General features: G+C 76.0%; 7 protein-coding genes. 3 read left to right on the top strand and 4 right to left on the bottom strand.

Going from position 1 to position 18,826, the window contains the following annotated elements:
• The first annotated feature begins 1 nt into the window (after position 1).
• The 3 genes from cobF (at position 2) to ACIG3E_RS31205 (ending at position 3,281) form a co-directional block, all read left to right on the top strand.
• On the top strand, positions 2–778 hold the full coding sequence (gene cobF / locus ACIG3E_RS31195) for a precorrin-6A synthase (deacetylating) (protein WP_399622915.1): 777 nt from the start codon (positions 2–4) through the stop codon (positions 776–778).
• A gap of 65 nt (positions 779–843) precedes the next feature.
• Positions 844–2,892, top strand: a complete 2,049-nt coding sequence (locus ACIG3E_RS31200; protein WP_399622916.1) for an MDR family MFS transporter — start codon at positions 844–846, stop codon at positions 2,890–2,892.
• 197 nt (positions 2,893–3,089) lie between these two features.
• The gene (locus ACIG3E_RS31205; protein WP_399622917.1) at positions 3,090–3,281 is read left to right on the top strand and encodes a hypothetical protein; all 192 of its coding nucleotides are present in this window, start codon (positions 3,090–3,092) and stop codon (positions 3,279–3,281) included.
• A 16-nt stretch (positions 3,282–3,297) separates the two neighbouring features.
• Here the strand turns inward: ACIG3E_RS31205 and ACIG3E_RS31210 are convergent, their stop codons facing one another.
• From ACIG3E_RS31210 to ACIG3E_RS31225, 4 genes are all read right to left on the bottom strand, one after another.
• Positions 3,298–4,485, bottom strand: coding sequence for a thiolase family protein (locus ACIG3E_RS31210; RefSeq protein WP_399622918.1), 1,188 nt, complete (start codon positions 4,483–4,485; stop codon positions 3,298–3,300).
• A 159-nt stretch (positions 4,486–4,644) separates the two neighbouring features.
• Entirely contained in the window at positions 4,645–5,346 is a 702-nt protein-coding gene (locus ACIG3E_RS31215) for a class I SAM-dependent methyltransferase (protein ID WP_399622919.1), read from the bottom strand.
• 27 nt (positions 5,347–5,373) lie between these two features.
• Positions 5,374–12,192: a type I polyketide synthase gene (locus tag ACIG3E_RS31220; protein ID WP_399622984.1), complete on the bottom strand. Its 6,819-nt coding sequence runs from the start codon at positions 12,190–12,192 to the stop codon at positions 5,374–5,376.
• A gap of 87 nt (positions 12,193–12,279) precedes the next feature.
• On the bottom strand, positions 12,280–18,819 hold the full coding sequence (locus ACIG3E_RS31225; RefSeq protein WP_399622985.1) for an SDR family NAD(P)-dependent oxidoreductase: 6,540 nt from the start codon (positions 18,817–18,819) through the stop codon (positions 12,280–12,282).
• Positions 18,820–18,826: the final 7 nt, after the last annotated feature.

Here is an 18,826-nt window from a genome sequence, read left to right on the forward strand (position 1 = left end):
CGTGCGAAGGATTCATGTCATCGGGATCGGCGCGGGCGACCCGGACCAGCTCACCCTGCAGGCCGTGAAGGCGATGAAGGACACCGACGTGTTCTTCGTCCTCGACAAGGGCGAGGCCAAGGAGGACCTCGTCGCGCTGCGCCGGGGGATGCTCGACGCGCACCGCCCGGACGGGGCGTACCGCGTCGTCGAGGCCCGCGACCCGCGGCGCGCACAGGAGGCGGACCGCGTGGCCTACGCCGGCGCGGTCGACGACTGGCGCGGCCGCCGCGCCGACATCTATGAGCGCCTGATCGCCGAGGAGCTGGGCGCGCAGGGCACCGGCGCGTTCCTGGTGTGGGGCGACCCCGCCCTGTACGACAGCACGATCGCGGTCCTGGAGGAGGTCATCGGGCGCGGTGCCGTCGCCTTCTCCTACGACGTGGTGCCCGGGGTCAGCAGCGTGTCGGCGCTCGCCGCCCGGCACCGCGTGGGCCTGAACCGCGTGGGGCGCCCCTTCCAGGTCACCACGGGCCGCCGCCTGAGCGACGAGGGCTTCCCCGAGGGCGTGGACGACGTGGTGGTGATGCTGGACGCCCGGCAGGCCTTCCAGGGCTGCGCCGACCGGGACGACCTCGACATCTACTGGGGCGCCTACCTCGGCACGCCCGACGAGATCCTCGTCTCCGGGGCGCTGCCCGAGGCCGCCGGGCGCATCGCGCGGCTGCGGGCCGAGGCCCGCGCGCGCAAGGGCTGGATCATGGACACGTATCTGCTGCGGCGGCGCCCGCGGGACTGAGCGGTCCGTCACCGGACCGGACGGCCCGGCATGCACACGCCCGGCAGCGGTGTGAGGGTGTGCCTGTGACCGTCACCGAGCACGCCGAGGCCGCGCGGGCGCCGGAGCAGGGCCCGCCGGTCCTGGACCGGCGCCGCCGCAATGTCGTCTTCGTCACGATCATGCTGGGCGTCCTGCTCGCCGCCCTCGACCAGACGATCGTCGGCACGGCCCTGCCGACGATCGTGTCGGACCTGGGCGGCGCCGCGCACATGTCGTGGGTGGTGACGTCGTACCTGCTCGCGGAGACCGTGGCGACGGTCCTCGTCGGCAAGTTCGGTGACCTGTTCGGCCGCAAGGTCGTCTTCCAGGTGTCGGCGGTCGTCTTCATCACCGGCTCGTTCCTGTGCGGCCTGGCCACGAACATGTCGCTGCTCATCGCCTGGCGGGCGATGCAGGGCATCGGCGCGGGCGGTCTGATGGTCACGTCGATGGCGCTGATCGCCGATGTGATCCCGCTGCGGGAGCGCGGCAAGTACCAGGGCGCGATCGGCGCCGTCTTCGGCGTGTCCACGGTCATCGGCCCGCTGCTCGGCGGCCTGTTCACCGACCATCTGAGCTGGCGCTGGGCCTTCTACGTCAACGTGCCCATCGCGATCCTGGTCGTCGTGGCCGCCGCCCGCACCATCCCGTCGGTGAAGTCGGCGGCCCGGCCCGTCATCGACTACCTGGGCATCGCGCTCGTCGCGATCGGCTCCAGCGCGCTGATCCTCGCGACGAGCTGGGGCGGCAACGAGTACGCGTGGGGCTCGGGCGTCGTCATCGGCCTGTTCGCGGGCGGGCTCGCCGCGCTCGCGGGCTTCTGCTGGGCGGAGACGCGCGCGGCCGAGCCGATGCTGCCGATGCGCCTGTTCGCGAACCCCGTCTTCACGGTCTGCTCGGTGCTCAGCTTCATCGTGGGCTTCGCGATGCTCGGCGCGATGACGTTCCTGCCGACGTACCTCCAGTACGTCGACGGGGACTCGGCCACGATCTCCGGCGTGCGGACCCTGCCGATGGTCGTCGGCCTGCTCATCGCCTCGATCTTCAGCGGCAACGTGGTCAGCAGGACCGGCACGTACCGGATCTTCCCGATCGTGGGCGCCCTGGTGATGGCGCTCGGCCTGTTCCTGATGTCCCTGATGGGCAGCGCGACCAGCGCGTGGCTGGAGTCGCTGTACATGTTCGTGCTCGGCGTCGGCATCGGCCTGTGCATGCAGGTCCTCACGATCGCCGTGCAGAACACCGTCGCCTACGCGGACCTGGGCACCGCCACGTCCGGCGTCACGTTCTTCCGCACGCTCGGCAGCTCCTTCGGCACGGCCGTGTTCGGCACCATCTACGCCAACACGCTGGCCCCGAACCTCCGGGGCGGGATCGCCGAGGCGACGCGGACCGGGGCCGCGCCGCGGGAGGCGATCGCGAAGGCCGCGCAGAGCCCGGAGGGGCTGCACGAGCTGCCGGGCGCGGCGGCGGCGCCGCTCGTCGAGGCGTACGCGGACACGCTCCAGACCGTGTTCCTGTGGACGGTTCCGGTCGCCGCCGTCGGGTTCGTCGTGGCGCTCTTCCTCAAGCAGGTGGAGCTGCGCGACAGCGCGCGGCTGAGCTCCAACGACATGGGCGAGGGGTTCGCCTCGCCGTCGTCCACGGGCGACTCGGCGCGGCTCCTGGAGCTGGCCGTCGGGAACATCCTGCGGCGCAAGGGCGTCGGCACCGCGCGCGCCGTCATCAGCAGGTCCGACACACGCCTCGACCCGGCGGGCGCCTGGGCGGTGATGCAGGTGGCGCTCTTCACCCGCCTGGTGGGACACGCGAACCTGAACCTCATCGCGGCCCGGCGGCGGCTGCCGCCCGAGGTCCTGGTGCCGGTCTTCGACCGCATGGTCGAGGAGGGCTACCTCAGCCGCAGCGGCACCCTCTTCCAGCACACTCCCGCGGGCGAGCGCGAGGCAGGGGTCATCGGCAAGGAGTGGACCCGCTGGCTCACCGAGGAACTGGCGAAGGACGGCCGGGCCAGCGAGGACGACGCCGCCCTGACGACGGCGGTCGACACGATCGCGAAGCGCCTGCTCGCGGAGGACCTCAGCACCCCGTAGGGGCCGGGGGTACGCGCCCCGAAGGGGCGCGGGGAACTGCGCGACCAGCCACGACGGAGCCGCAGACAACCGATGACCCCTTCCCCACGGCGCCCACGCCAAACGTTTCCGCGCGGGGCATCCGCCATATCCGTGGTATCAGGACGGCCTGATTGACCCCGCCGTGGCCCGGCCAAGGGCCGGGCCGTTGGGTGGGCATGGAGACCGACGGCGCAATCCACCAGGTACACGCCCGGCTCGTCGGGGCGTACTGGCTCGACTCCCCCTACCTCCAGCATCCGCGGTGCTGTTGTTGCGCCCCGGCCCGCCCCGCACGGCCGTGGGGCGTGACGGCGGTGGGACTCGCCTGCCTGGCGCTGGCGCTCACCGTGGCCGTCACGCTCATGTAGCGGCGCGGGCCCGGGGTCAGTCGCGCTCGACGAGCACGGCGCTGCCCTGTCCCACGCCGACGCACATCGTGGCGAGGCCGCGGGTGGCGCCGGTGCGGCCCATGCGGTGCAGGAGCGTGGTGAGGATCCGGGCGCCGGAGCAGCCCAGGGGGTGGCCCAGGGCGATGGCGCCGCCGTCCGGGTTGACCAGGTCCGGGTCGATGCCGAGCGTGTCCACGGAGGCGATCGCCTGGGCCGCGAAGGCCTCGTTGACCTCGGCCTCCTGCACGTCCGCGACGGACCAGCCGAGCCGCGCCAGGGCCTTGCGCGTCGCGGGCACGGGGCCGATGCCCATCACGTCCGGGTGGACGCCCGCGCTGGCCCCGGCCGCGTACCGGCCGAGCGAGGTGAGGCCGAGGTCGCGCAGCGCCTCCTCGCTGACGAGCAGCAGGCCCGCGGCGCCGTCGTTCATCGGCGACGCGTTGCCCGCGGTGACGCTGCCGCCGTCGCGGAACACCGGGCGCAGCTTGCTGAGCTTCTCGTACGAGGTGTCCTCGCGGATGCCCTCGTCGGCGTCGATGACCGTGCCCTCCGGGGTGCTGACGGGCAGCAGCTCGGCGTCGAAGTGGCCGTCCTTGCGGGCGGCCGCGGCGCGCTGGTGGCTGCGCAGCGCGAAGGCGTCCTGGCGCTCGCGGGAGACGCCGTGGCGCTCGGCCACCTCCTCCGCGGTCTCCCCCATGGACAGCAGGCCGTGCAGCTCCCGCATGCGCGGGTTGACCAGGCGCCAGCCGAGGCGGGTGTCGACGGCCTCCATGCGGTGCGGCAGCGCCTCGTCGGGGCGCGGGAAGACGAACGGGGCGCGGCTCATGGACTCCGAGCCGCCCGCGACGACGATGTCCGCCTCACCGGCGGCGATGGCGCGGGCCGCCGTGGTGACGGCTTCGAGGCCCGAGGCGCACAGGCGGTTCACGGTGGCTCCGGGCACGGACTCGGGCAGGCCCGCGAGCAGCGCGGCCATCCGGGCCACGTTGCGGTTGTCCTCGCCCGCCTGGTTGGCGGCGCCCCAGTAGACGTCGTCGACGCGGGCCGGGTCGAGGTCCGGCACGCCGTCGAGCAGGCCGCGCACGACGGTGGCGGCGAGGTCGTCGGGGCGGACGGAGGACAGGGCCCCGCGGAGCCTCCCGATGGGGGTGCGGCGGGCGGCGGCGAAGTGAACGGTGCGCACGGCGACTCCGGAGCGTGTACGGCCGACAAGCGGTTAATTAGCGCTGCTAGTTTCGGAGTGTACGTGGCACCCGGGTCAGGGGGGAAGCACGGACGGCACGGCCGCTCCCCCGGGGCCCCGCGCGGGCGGCCCCGGGAAGACCTTCGCGCCGCCCCGGCCTCAGGTGGGCGTCCAGGCGCGGAAGATGCCGACGCACCCCCGTACGGTCAGGTCGAAGCGGTCGAAGTGCTCGTCGAGCTGTGCGCGCAGGTCGTCGAGGTGGTCGTCCTCGTTGTGGAAGGCGCCGCGCTTGTTCAGGGCCCGCAGGGCCCGGCGGGCGGAGCGGGTCACCGGGACGCCGCCGGTGAGGACCGTGGTGCCGAAGACGACACCGCCGGGGCGGACGACGGCCCCGGCGTGCGCGAGGGCGATCCCCTTCTCGCGCAGGCTCCCCGGGACGCAGTGCAGCAGATAGCTCATGCCGACCGAGTCGTGCGAGCGCTCCGGTACGGGCAGGGGCTCCAGGACGTTGGCGCGGACCGTGGAGACCTCGTAGCGCCGCAGCCGGTGGGCGGTGTGCGCGAGGGAGTTGGGGTTGAGGTCGACCAGGGTGATCCGGGGGTCGGGCACGGGGAACCGGGCGTGGTGCAGCAGATAGCCGCTGCCCACGCCGATGTCCATGTGGCGCGCGCCGACCTCGGTGTCGTACAGCTTCCGGGAGACGGCGGGCGGGCACCGCCACAGGAGGGGGGCGGTGCCCCGGTAGACCGTGAGGTCGTAGAGGTTGAGGAACGGCTTGGAGTACCCCGACTGTCCGTCGATGACGGCCTGGTCGAGGTCGTCGATGGGCTTGCTGCCGCCGGTGCCGTGGGACGTCATCATGCTCCTAGGGTGGTCGGGTGCCGTGCCTCAGTGAAGGCCGCCGAGCCAGTCCCGCACCGCGCGCAGGGCGGGCTCGCTGTGCTCGCGGATGATCGAGAAGTGGGTGCCCGCCGTGTCGACGGCGGTGTGCGGCAGGTGCCAGCGCGGCCGCCAGTCGTCGGGGGTCCCGGCGACGGTCCCGGCGGGGGCCGGTGCGTCGAAGGCCGGTTCCGTGGCGCGGACGAGCAGGGTGGGGGCTCCGATCTCGCGCGGGCTCCACGTCTCGAAGAGCTGTGCGTAGTGCGCCAGGGCGGTGAGGTAGGCGTCGTCGCCGGTGTCCTCCGTCCACAGCACGTCCGGCGCGCCGGTGGCGCGGGCCCGGTCGATCCGGGCGTGCAGCCGCGGGATCATCGCGCTGCCGGGCCAGTAGCTGTCCAGGAGGACCACGGCGGCCGGGCCCGCCCCGCGCTCTTCGAGGACGGCGGCGGTGGCGTGGGCGATCCAGCCGCCCGCCGAGTAGCCGAGCAGCACGGCCCGGCCGCCGTCGGCGCGGGCCCCGACCCCGTCGGCCAGGAGGTGCGCCAGGGCGTCCACGGACGCGGGCAGCGGCTCCCGCCAGTCGAAGCCCGGGACGGGCTGGGCCCATACGTCGTGCTCGCCCTCGGCCGCGGCGGCGAGGCGCGCGTACTGGGGCGCGCCCGCGCCGACGGCGAACGTCGGGAAGCAGACCAGGTCGGGCCCCGCGGCCGCGGAGCCGCGGGCGAGGCGGACGCGCGCCGGGCGCAGCCGCTCGTCGGGCGCGTCGAAGGTGGGGCGGAACCGGGCGACGCCGCGCACGAGGTCGTGGAACTCCTCGGTGCGGCCGAGCTCGCCCGCGCGGGCGAGCAGCGGGCCCAGGGTGAACCGCGCCCCGGCGGCGGGCGCGGCCGCGCCCTCGGGGTTCGTCGGCTCTCCCTGCTCCGCCAGGAACCGGGCCACGTCGGGGACGGTCGGGTGCTGGAAGACCAGGGCGGGCGGCAGCCGGAGCCCGGTGGCCGCGCCGAGCCGGTTGCGCAGGTCCACCGCGGTCAGCGAGTCGAACCCCAGCTCCGGCAGGTTCCTGTCGTCGGCGACCTCGGCCGCGTCGGCCAGCTTGAGCACGGCCGCGACCTGGGTGCGCACGAGGTCGACGAGCAGCTCCCGCCGCTCGTCCTCGGTGGCCGCGGCGGTCAGGCGCGCGCGGAACTCCCGTCCCTGCTCCGCGCGTGCGGAGCCGCGTCCGGGGCTGGAGGCGCCGAGCGGCGAGCCGGTCGGCTCGGGCCAGTAGCGCTCGTGCTGGAACGCGTACGTGGGCAGCTCCACGAGGGTGGCGCCGACGTCGGTGAGCATCGTGTCCCAGTCCACGGCCGTGCCGCCGACGTGCAGCCGGGCCAGGGCGGCCAGGAGCGCGCGCACCGTGGCGCCGTCGCGGCCCGGCTCCAGGTGGTCGCGTACGCCCTGGGAGTCGAGCCACCGCACCGCCTCGTCGGGCGTGCCCGTCTCCCGGGCGAGGCGGGACCAGTGCTCCGGGGTGGAGAGTTCCTCGTACGGGACCGGGCGGCCGGTCCGGCCGGAGACGAGGGGGATCACCGGCGGGCGGAACGTCAGCTCCTTGGTGACGCGGTGCACGCCGTCGCCGGACTCGGCGCCGCTCGGTTCCCGGTCGAGGGCGACGGCCAGGGCCACCGCGTCGGCCAGGGACAGGGCGCCCGCACAGTGCGCGGCGGCCACCTCGCCCACCGCGTGGCCAAGGAGGTGGTCCGGGGTGACGCCCCAGTGCTCAAGGAGGCGGAACAGCGCGACGTCCGCGGCGAAGCGGGCCAGCGCCCGGGACGCGCCGGGCGCGGGCGCGCCGGGGTGCGCGGCACACGCGGCGGCGACCTCCGCCAGGGCGGCGGCGTGGACCGGGAGATGAGCGTACGCGGGGTCGGCGGGGCTGGGCGGGGCGGCGGTCTCGGCGGGGGAGGTCACCCCGGCTGAGGGGGCGGCCGCGTCGGCGTGGGTGTCTCCGTCGGTGAAGTGGAGCGCCAGCCTGCCGCGGGCGCGGGCCGCGCCCCGGAGAACGTGGGGGGCGTCCGGGCCGCTCTCCCCTGTCTCCGCGCCATCCGCGCCTGCCGCGATCAGTGCTAGGCCCGCCAGGAGTGACGCGCGGTCCTCGCCGAGGACGACGGCCCGGTGGTCCAGGGCGGCCCGGGTGCTCGCCAGGGAGCGCGCGACGTCGGCCGGGGCGAGGTCGGGGCGCTCGGCCGTGAACTGCCGCAGCCGCTCGGCCTGGTGGCGTACGGCCTGCTCCGTCTTGCCGGAGAGCATCCAGGGCACGACGGGCAGCGCGGCGACCGGCCGCGGCTCCTCGCCGGACGCGAGGACCTCGGCGGGCGTGCCGGGCTCCGTGGGTGTGTCGGGCTCCGTGGGCCTGCGGGGCTCCGTGGGTGCCTGTTCCAGGATCACGTGCGCGTTCGTGCCGCTGATCCCGAACGACGAGACGCCCGCGCGCCGCGCCCGGCCCGTGTCCGGCCACGGCCTGGCCTCCGTCAGGAGTTCCACGGCGCCCGAGGACCAGTCCACGTGCCGGGTGGGGTCGTCCACGTGCAGGGTGGGCGGCAGGACGCCCCGGCGCAGCGCGAGCACGGTCTTGATGACGCCGCCGACGCCCGCCGCGCCCGCCGTGTGCCCGATGTTGGACTTCAGGGACCCCAGCCACAGGGGCGACCGGGCGGGCCGCCCCTGGCCGTACGTGGCCAGGAGGGCCTCCGCCTCGATGGGGTCGCCGAGTGTGGTGCCGGTCCCGTGCGCCTCGACGGCGTCGACGTCCCGGGGTTCGAGCCCGGCCTGGGCCAGGGCCTGGCGGATCACGCGCTGCTGGGCGAGGCCGTTGGGCGCGGACAGGCCGTTGCTGGCCCCGTCCTGGTTGATCGCGGAGCCGCGGATCACGGCGAGGACCTCGTGGCCCTCGCGCCGGGCCTTCGACAGGGGCTCCACCAGGAGCACGCCGACGCCCTCGCCCCAGCCGGTGCCGTCGGCCGCCGCGGCGAACGCCTTGCACCGGCCGTCGGGGGCCAGCGCACCCTGCGCGCTGAACTCCACGAACGCGCCCGGCGTGGACAGGACCGTGACGCCTGCCACCAGGGCGGCCGTGCAGTCGCCCTGCCGCAGGGACTGCACCGCCAGGTGGAGGGCGACCAGGGACGACGAGCACGCGGTGTCCACGGTGACGGCGGGCCCTTCGAGGCCGAAGGTGTAGGCGAGCCGCCCCGAGGCGACGCTCGTCGACGTGCCGGTCATCAGGTGCCCCGCGCTCTCGTCGGGGTCGGCGGTGAGCAACGGCAGGTAGTCCTGGCCGCTGAGGCCCACGAACACGCCGGTGCGGCTGCCGCGCACCGCGTCGGGCGCCAGCTTCGCCCGCTCGAACGTCTCCCACGCCACCTCCAGGAGGAGGCGCTGCTGCGGGTCCATGGCCAGGGCCTCGCGCGGGCTGATCCCGAACAGGAGCGGGTCGAACCGGTCGGCGTCGTGCAGGAAGCCGCCGCGGCGGACGTAAGTGCGTCCCGGTGTGCCGGGGCTGGGGTCGTACAGCTCCTCGACGTCCCAGCCGCGGTGGGCGGGGAACGACGAGGTCGCGTCGCGCCCCGAGGCGACCAGGTCCCACAGCTGGTCCGGCGACGCCACGTCGCCGGGGAACCGGCAGCCCATGGCGACGATCGCGACCGGCTCGTCGGCGGCGGGCCCGGTCATCACCGGGGCGGCGGGCCCTTCCTGGCTTCCCGTCAGGAGCGTACGGAGGTGGGCGGCGAGCCGCTCGGCCGTGGGGTGGTCGAAGACGGCCGCCGGGGAGACGCGGACGCCGGTCGCGGCGGCGAGCCGGTTGCGCAGCTCCATGGCCGTCATCGAGACGAAGCCGAGGTCGGTGAAGGCCCGGGTGGGGTCGAGGTCCGCCGGGTCCTGGTGGAGCACGGCGGCGGCGTGCTCGCACACCGTCTCCAGGACGAGGCGTTCCCCGGCGCCGTCGGGCAGTTCCGCCAGGCGTCGGCGGAAACCGGCGGCCGCGCTGTCGTCGCCCTCCCGGCCCCGCACGGCGGCCTGTGCCCCGTCCGGCCAGTAGCGGCGGCGCTGGAAGGCGTGCGTCGGCAGGTCCACCAGGCGCGCCCCCGGCCCGATGCGCCCCGACCAGTCCACGCGTACGCCTTGGACGTGCGCCTCGGCCAGGGAGGTGCCCACGCGCCGGGCGTCGCCCTCGCCGCGCCGCAGCGAGGTGAGGACGGTGCCTTCGGCGGCGGCGCTCTCGAGGATCTCGTGCACGGACACGGCGAGCACCGGGTGCGGGCTGACCTCCACGAACGTGCGGTGGCCCGCCGCGATGAGGCCGCGTACGGTCGGGTCGAAGCGGACCGTCCGCCGCAGGTTCCGGTACCAGTAGGCGGCGTCGAGCCCTTCGGTGTCGAGGAGGTCGCCGGTGACCGTCGAGAAGAAGGGGATCGCGGCCGGGCGGGGCGTGATGTCGGCGAGCACGGCGAGGAGTTCGGCCTCCAGGGACTCGACCTGCGCAGAGTGCGACGCGTAGTCCACGGCGACGCGGATCGCCCGTACGCCCTCCTGCTCGGCGGCCGCCAGGAGTTCGTCGAGGGCCTCGGCGTCGCCCGATACCACCACGGAGGAGGGGCCGTTGGCCGCGGCGACGGCAAGGCGCGCGCCCCACGCGGCGAGCCGCTCGCGCGCCCGGTCCTGCGGCAGCGCGAGGAAGGCCATGCCCCCGCTGCCCGCGAGGCGTTCGGCGACGAGGCGGGACCGCAGCGCGACGATCCTCGCCCCGTCCTCCAAGGTCAGCGCGCCCGCCACGCACGCGGCGGCGATCTCGCCCTGCGAGTGGCCCACGACGGCGCCCGGCTCGACGCCGTGGGCTCGCCACAGCTCGGCCAGGGAGATCATCATGGCCCACAGCGCGGGCTGCACCACGTCCACGCGGTCGAGGGGGGCGGCGCCCTCGGCCCCGCACACGACGTCGACGAGCGAGAAGTCGACGTGGGGGGCGACGGCGGCGGCGCACGCGCGCAGCCGGTCGCGGAAGACCGGGGAGTCGCGGTACAGGTCCGCGGCCATGCCCGCCCACTGGGCGCCCTGGCCGGGGAAGACGAACACCGGCTTCCCCGGCTCCCGGGCGACGCCCGTCACCACGCCGGGCGCGCTCCTGCCCTCGGCCACGGCGTCGAGCCCGGCGAGGTAGCCGTCGCGGTCGTCGGCCAGGACGATCGCGCGGTGGTCGAAGGCGGTGCGCGAGGCGAGGAGCGCGTGGCCGACGTCGGCCGGGGACAGCTCGGGGCGCTCCCGTACGTGGTCGCGCAGCAGGGCCGCCTGCTCCCGAAGGCCCTGGTCGCCGCGCGCGCTGACCAGCCAGGGCAGGGGGCCCGCGGCTGCGGCGGTGGCGTCGGCCGCCGCTGGATCCGCGGGGTCCGTCGCCGGGGCCGGGAAGCCGTCGTGGTCGGCCTGTTCCAGGATGACGTGGGCGTTGGTGCCGCTGATGCCGAAGGAGGAGACGCCCGCGCGGCGCGGGCGCCCGGTCTCGGGCCAGGCGCGGCCCTCGGTGAGGACGCGTACCGTGCCCGGGGACCAGTCGACGTGCGGGGTCGGCTCGTCGACGTGCAGGGTGGGCGGCAGGACGCCCCGGCGCAGCGCCATCACCGTCTTGATGACGCCGCCGACGCCCGCGGCGGCCTGGGTGTGGCCGATGTTCGACTTCAACGACCCGAGCCACAGGGGCCGTCCGGCCTCGCGCTCCTGCCCGTACGTGGCGAGGAGGGCCTGGGCCTCGATCGGGTCGCCGAGCGCGGTGCCGGTGCCGTGCGCCTCGACGGCGTCCACGTCGGACAGACAGAGCCGGGCGTTGGCGAGGGCCGCCCGGATGACGCGCTGTTGGGAGGGGCCGTTGGGCGCGGTCAGGCCGTTGGAGGCGCCGTCCTGGTTCACGGCGGAGCCGCGGACGACAGCGAGCACCGGGTGACCCTTGCGCCGCGCCTCGGACAACCGCTCAAGCAGGACCGTGCCCACGCCCTCGCCCCAGCCGGTGCCGTCCGCCGCCGCCGCGAACGCCTTGCACCGCCCGTCCGGGGCGAGCCCCCGCTGCCTGCTGAACTCCACGAACATGCTCGGCGTCGGCATCACCGCCGCGCCGCCCACCAGCGCGGTGGCGCACTCGCGCTGCCGCAGCGACTGCACGGCCAGGTGCAGGGCCACCAGCGAGGCGGAGCACGCGGTGTCCACGGTGATCGCCGGGCCTTCGAGGCCGAACGTATAGGCGAGGCGCCCCGAGAGGACGCTGGCGAGGAACCCCGTGGAGTAGCCCTCGAAGTTCTCCTCGGCGCCCTGGAGCAGCATCGCGTACTCCTGGCTGCTGGTGCCGACGAAGACGCCGGTCCTGCTGCCGCGCAGGGCTGCCGGGGTGATGCCCGCGCGCTCGAAGGTCTCCCAGGCCACCTCCAGGAGGAGGCGCTGCTGGGGGTCGAGGGTCAGGGCCTCGCGCGGGGTCACGCCGAACAGGCCCGCGTCGAAGGACGCCACGTCGTCGAGGAAGCCGCCCTCGCGCGCGACGCTCGTGCCGAACCGGTCCGGGTCCGGGTCGTAGAGCCCCTCGACGTCCCAGCCCCGGTCGTCGGGGAAGGGCGCGACCGCGTCCCGCCCGGCGGCGACCAGGTCCCACAGGTCCTCCGGGGAGCGGACGCCGCCCGGGTAGCGGCAGCCCATCGCCACGACGGCGATCGGCTCCCCCGCGGCCTCCTCGACGTCGCGCAGGCGCTCGCGCGTCTCGTGCAGATCGGCGGTCACCCGCTTCAGGAAGTACCTGATCTTGTCTTCCGTCACCATCTGTAATCCACCTCGTCGAGACGTCACCGAATGTCCGCTCGCGCTCGGGACGCGCCGCGGTGTGGGCGGGGGCCGTGTCCGCCGTCAGGAGATGCCGAGCTCCTTGCTGATGAAGTCGATGACCTCGTCGTCGCTCGCCTCGTCGAGACCGGCCGCGACGGCCGTACGACCGGACTCCTCGGCCCTGCCGCGCGCCCCGTCGCCCCAGCGCTGAGCCAGGGCCCGCAGGCGCGCCGCGACCCGGTCCCGCTCGTCGTCGTCGAGCCCGTCCCCGTCGAAGGACGCCGCCCAGTCGTCGAGCCGGGACAGGAAGGAGTCGACCCGCGAGCCGAGGCCGGGCAGCAGCTCGGCCCCGATGTGGTCGCCCAGGGCGGCCGGGGTCGGATGGTCGAAGACGAGCGTGGTCGGCAGGGTCAGGCCGGTCGCGGCGCCCAGGCGGTTGCGCAGCTCGACGGCGGTGAGCGAGTCGAACCCGAGGTCCTGGAAGGGGCGTTGCGGATCCACGCTCTCGGGCGTCAGATGCCCGAGGACCAGGGCGATCTGGGCGCGCACCAGGTCGCGGACGGCCGCGCTCCGCTCCTCGGGCGCGAGCGGCCCGAGGCGTTCGCGCAGCGCGTCCCCCGCGCCTGCCGCCGGGAGCGCGGCGGGGGTGCGGGCCAGGCCGCGCAGCGCCGCGGGCAGCTCCCCGGCCGCGGCGGCGGCGCCCAGGGCCGAGGTGTCGAGCCGCACCGGGACGAGGCCCGCCGCGCCGGTGGCGAGGGCGAGGTCGAACAGCGCGAGGCCGTCCTCGGTGGACAGCTCGCCGACGCCGGAGCGGCCCATGCGCTCCCGGTCCCGCTGCCCGAGGGCGGCCGCCATGCCGCCGCCCGCCCACGGGCCCCAGGCCAGGGACGTCCCCGGCAGGCCGGTGTCGTGGCGGTGCCGGGCGAGGGCGTCGAGGAAGGCGTTGGCCGCGGCGTAGTTGGCCTGGCCGCGGGCGCCGACGGCGGCCGTCGCGGACGAGAAGAGGACGAACGCGGCCAGGTCGGCGTCCCGCGTGAGCTCGTGCAGGTGCCAGGCGCCGTCGGCCTTGGGCGCGAACACCGTGCCGAGGCGCTCGGGGGTGAGGGCCTGAAGGACGCCGTCGTCGACCACGCCCGCGGCGTGCACCACGGCGGTCAGCGGATGCTCGTCCGGCACCGTCGCGAGGAGCCGTGCCACCGCGTCCCGGTCGGCCACGTCGCAGGCGACGGCCCGTACGGTCGTCGCGCCCGCCGTGACGGGGCCGGTCAGTTCGGCCACGAGGTCCGCCATGCCGTCCGCGTCGGCTCCCCTGCGGCTGGCGAGCAGCAGGTGCCGGGCCCCGTGGGCGCGGACCAGGTGGCGGGCCACCGCGCCGCCGAGCGCGCCGGACGCGCCGGTGACCAGGACGGTGCCCTCGGGGTCCCACGCGGCGGGCAGGGTGAGGACGATCTTGCCCACATGCCGGGCCTGGGCGAGGAAGCGGAAGGCCGCGGGCGCGTCGCGCACGTCCCAGGTGGTCACCGGGAGGTGGCGCAGGCTGCCCGCCCCGAACAGTCCGACGACCTCGGCGAGCATCGCGCCGACCCGTTCGATCCCGGCGTCCATCAGGTCGAACGCGCGGTAGGCGACGCCTTCGTGGCGCTCGGCGACCTCGGCGGGGTCGCGGACGTCGGTCTTGCCCATCTCGACGAACCGGCCGCCGGGCCGCACCAGGCGCAGCGACGCGTCGAGGAGGTCGCGCGCCAGGGAGTTGAGGACGACGTCCACGCCGCCGCCGCTGGCCGTGGTGAAGCGCGCCTCGAACGCGTCGGTGCGGGAGGAGGCGAGGTGCGCGTCGTCGACGCCGAGGGCGCGCACGGCGTCCCACTTGGCGGGGCTCGCCGTCGCGAACACCTCGGCGCCGAGGTGCCGGGCGAGCTGCACGGCGGCCATGCCGACGCCGCCCGCCGCGGCGTGCACGAGCACCTTCTCCCCCGGCCGTACGTCCGCGAGGTCCACCAGGCCCTCGTACGCGGTGAGGAACGCGACGGGCACGGACGCGGCCTCGGTGAACGACCAGCCCCGCGGCATCCGGGCGATCAGGCGGTGGTCGACGACCGCCACCGGGCCGAGACAGCCGCTGGCGAGCCCGAACACCCGGTCGCCCGGGGCGAAGCCCTCGACGCCGGGGCCCACTTCGCTGACGACGCCCGCGATCTCGCCGCCCAGGGCCCGCTGGTCGGCGACCATGCCCAGGGCCATGACGACGTCGCGGAAGTTGAGCCCGGCCGCGCGCACCGCGACCCGGACCTGACCCGGCGCCAGGGGCGCGGCGGCCGCCGGGCTCGGGGCGAGGGCCAGGTCGTCGGCCGCGCCCCCGTCGGTGAGGTCGACGCGCCAGTGCGGCACGCCCGGCGGGGGCACGAGGGTGCCCGCCGGTACGCCGCGGGCGAGGCGCGGCACGAGGGTCCGGCCCGACCGGAGCGCCACGTCGGGTTCGTCCCCGGCGAGCGCGGTGCGCAGCGCCTGGGTCGACGCGGGCGTGCCGTCCGCGTCGGCCAGGGCGAACCGTCCGGGGTGCTCCGACCGCGCGGAGCGCACCAGGCCCCACAGCGCGGCGGCGGCCAGGTCGGTGATCCGCTCGTCGGCGGTGGCCGCGACGGCGCCGCGGGTCACGACGGCGAGGCGGGCGGGCGCGAGCCGGGGCTCGGTCACCCAGGTGCGGAGCACGGCGAGCACGGACGAGGCGAGGGCGCGGGCGGCGCCCGCCGGTCCGTCGGCCCCTGAGGCCTCCCCGGCCTCGGGGGTCTCGCCGTGGCTCGGCAGGAGCACCAGGTCCGGGACCGGCGCGCCGGAGTCGAGCGCGGCCAGGAGCGCCCCGGTGTCGGCGTGCGCGGGCACGTCGAGCGCGGCGGCGAGCCGGTCGTCGCCCAGGACGACGCAGTGCGGGGCCGGTTCGGCCGGGGCACCGGGCGTCTGGAGCCAGCCGACGTGGAAGAGGGTGTCGTGGGTGCGGGTCGCGCGCAGCTCCTTGGCGGAGACGGTCCGGGTCGCCAGCGCGCCCACCGACGCCACCGGGGTGCCCCGCTCGTCCCACAGGGACAGGCTCGCCGTGTCCGTGCCCGCCGGGGTCAGACGCGCCCGCAGGGTCGGTGCGCCCGGGCCGTGGAAGGACACCTCCCGCCAGGAGAACGGCACCCGCACGCGGCCGCTCTGTCCCGCCGCGCCGTCGCGGAGGAGGGCGGCGTGGAGTGCGGCGTCGAGCTGGGCCGGGTGCAGGCCGTATCCGCCCGTGGCTGGCCGCGCACCGGCGGGGAGCGCGATCTCCGCGTACAGCTCGTCGTCCTTCCGCCAGGCCCGCGCGAGGCCCCGGAAGGCAGGGCCGTACGCGAAGCCCGCGTCGGCCAGGCCGTCGTAGAAGCCGTCGAGGGCGACGGGTTCGGCTCCGGCGGGCGGCCAGGTCTGCCCGGGGCCCGGCGGCGCGGGGGCGGCCTCGGGGGCGAGGTCGCCGCGCGCGTGGCACACCCAGGGTTCGTCGGGCGCGGCGTCCTCGGGCCGCCCGTACACGCCGAACGTACGGCGGCCCTGCTCGCCCTCCGCGCCGACGCGCACCTGGAGGTGGACGGCGCCGCGCTCGGGCAGGACCAGCGGGGCCTCCTGCGTCAGTTCGGCCAGGCGGTGGCAGCCCGCCTCGGCTCCGGCGCGCAGGGCCATCTCGACGACGGCGGTGCCCGGGACGAGCACGGAGCCCAGCATGACGTGGTCGGCGAGCCAGGGCTCCGTGCGCCGGGACACCGTGCCGGTGAGGGCGATGCCCTGGGCGTCGGCGAGCTCCAAGGAGGCGCCGAGCAGCGGGTGTTCGAGCCCGGTGAGCCCGGCCGCGGTCACGTCGGCGGCCGCGCCGGACCCGGTCCAGGGGAAGCTCCGGCGCTGGAAGGGGTAGGTGGGCAGGTCCACCGCGCGGGCCCCGGCGAGGAACCGGGTCCAGTCGACCCGTGCGCCGTGCGCGTAGGCCGTGGCGAGGGCCGTGCGCACGGTGTCGGCCTCGGGCCTGCGGGAGCGGGCCGTCGGGATCAGCACGGCGCCGGTGGCCGCGGGTTCCTCGGCGAGGCAGTCCTGGGCCAGGGCGGTGAGCGTCCCCGCCGGGCCCACCTCCACGAAGGTGCGGGCGCCCGCCGCCAGGAGCCGGCGCATGCCGTCGTCGAATCGTACGGTCGCCCGGGCGTGGCGCACCCAGTACGCGGGCGAGCACAGCTGGTCCGCGCCCGCGATGTCGCCGGTCACGTCCGAGACGACGGGGATGCCCGGCGGGTGGAAGGTGAGCTTCTGCGCGACCCGGCCGAACTCGTCGAGCATCGCGTCCATCTGGGGCGAGTGGAAGGCGTGGCTGACGCGCAGCCTGCGCGTCCTGCGGCCCTCGCCCTCGAAGTGTCCGGCGAGGGCGAGCACGGCGCTCTCGGTGCCGGACACGACCACCGACGACGGGCCGTTGACGGCGGCGAGGGCCACGTCGTGCGGATGGTCCGCGAGCCACGGCGCGATCTCCGCCTCGGTGGCCCGCACCGCGACCATCGCGCCCGTGCCGGGCAGGTCCTGCATCAGCCTGCCGCGCGCGGCGACGAGCGTGCACGCGTCCTCCAGAGACAGGACCCCCGAGACGTGCGCGGCGGCCAGCTCCCCGATGGAGTGGCCGAGCAGCAGGCCGGGGGTGAGCCCCGCGTGCGTGAGCAGCCGGTACAGGGCCACTTCGTACGCGAACAGGGCGGGCTGGGTGTACGCGGTGCGTTCGAGGAGCGCGGCCTCCGGTGTGCCCTCGGCGGCGAACAGGACCTCCCGCAGCGGCCGTTCGAGGTGCGGGTCCAGGTGCTCGGCCACGGCGTCGAGCGCGCGGGCGAACTCCGGGAAGGCGGCGGCCAGTTCGCGGCCCATACCCGGGCGCTGGCTGCCCTGGCCCGAGAAGAGGAACGCCGTCTCGCCGTCGGCCGCGGTACCCCGCACCAGGCCCGGCGCGGGCCGGTCATCGGCCAGGGCCGCGAGGGCGGTGAGCAGCTCTTGTCGGTCGGCGGCCCACACCACGGCCCGCTGGTCGAGGGCGGCGCGTGTGGTCGCCAGGGACAGGCCGAGGTCCACGGCCCTGACCTCGGTCCTGGCGCGTACGTGTGCGGCGAGGCGCTCAGCCTGGTCGCGCAGGGCCTGTTCGCCCCGGGCGGAGACCACCAGCGGCACGGGTCCGGCGGGGGCCGTGGTCGCGGCGGGCGCCGGGGCCTCGGCCCGCGCCGCTTCGGCGTCCTGGGGGGCCTGTTCCAGGATGACGTGGGCGTTGGTGCCGCTGATGCCGAAGGAGGAGACGCCCGCGCGGCGCGGGCGGCCGGTCTCGGGCCAGGCGCGGTTCTCGGTGAGCAGCCGCACCGTGCCCGCCGACCAGTCGACGTGCGGGGTGGGCTCGTCCACGTGCAGGGTCCTGGGGAGCACGCCGTGCCGCATCGCCATGACCATCTTGATCAGCCCGGCGATGCCCGCCGCGCCCTGGGTGTGGCCCAGGTTCGACTTGACGGAGCCCAGCCACAGGGGCCGTCCGGCCTCGCGCTCCTGGCCGTACGTGGCGATGAGCGACTGCGCCTCGATGGGGTCGCCCAGGGTGGTGCCGGTGCCGTGTCCCTCGACGGCGTCCACGAAGTCGGCGGAGAGGCGGGCCGTGGCCAGGGCGCGGCGGATGACGCGCTGTTGGGAGGGGCCGTTGGGCGCGGTCAGACCGTTGGAGGCGCCGTCCTGGTTCACGGCGGAGCCCCGTACGACAGCGAGCACCGGGTGACCCTTGCGCCGCGCCTCAGACAACCGCTCAAGGAGGACCAGGCCCACGCCCTCGCCCCAGCCGGTGCCGTCCGCCGCCGCCGCGAACGCCTTGCACCGCCCGTCCGGCGCAAGGCCCCGCTGCCTGCTGAACTCCACGAAGATGCCCGGGGTCGTCAGCACGGCGGCTCCCCCGGCCAGGGCCAGGTCGCACTCGCGCTGGCGCAGCGACTGGGCCGCCAGATGGACCGCCGCGAGCGAGGCCGAGCAGGCGGTGTCCACGGTCATGGCCGGGCCTTCGAGGCCGAACGCGTAGGCCAGGCGCCCCGAGAGGACGCTGGCGGCGCCGCCGGTGACCTGGTGGCCCTCGCTGCCCTCGGTCGCCGGGACGCCGTTGCCGACGGTCATGAGGACCGAGCCGACGAACGTCCCGACGGGCTCGCCGCGCAGTGCGCCGGGGCTGATGCCCGCCCGTTCGAAGGTCTCCCAGGCCACCTCCAGGAGGAGGCGCTGCTGGGGGTCCATGGCGGCGGCCTCGCGCGGGCTGATGCCGAACAGGTCCGCGTCGAAGTCCCCCGCGCCGTCGACGAAGCCGCCTTCGAGGGCGTACGTCCGTCCCGGCCGGTCGGGGTCGGGGTCGTACAGCGCGTCGGTGTCCCAGCCCCGGTCCGCGGGGAAGGGCCCCATCGCGTCGGTGCCGGACTCCACCAGGCGCCACAGGTCCTCCGGGGAGCGGACGCCGCCCGGGTAGCGGCAGCCCATCGCCACGACGGCGATCGGCTCCCGGGCCGCGGCGGTCAGTTCCCGGTTGCGTGCGCGCAGCGTCTCGACCTCCTTGAGGGAGGCCCGCAGCGCCTCG

The organism is Streptomyces sp. NPDC053474, from assembly GCF_044544845.1.
Lineage (GTDB): Bacteria > Actinomycetota > Actinomycetes > Streptomycetales > Streptomycetaceae > Streptomyces.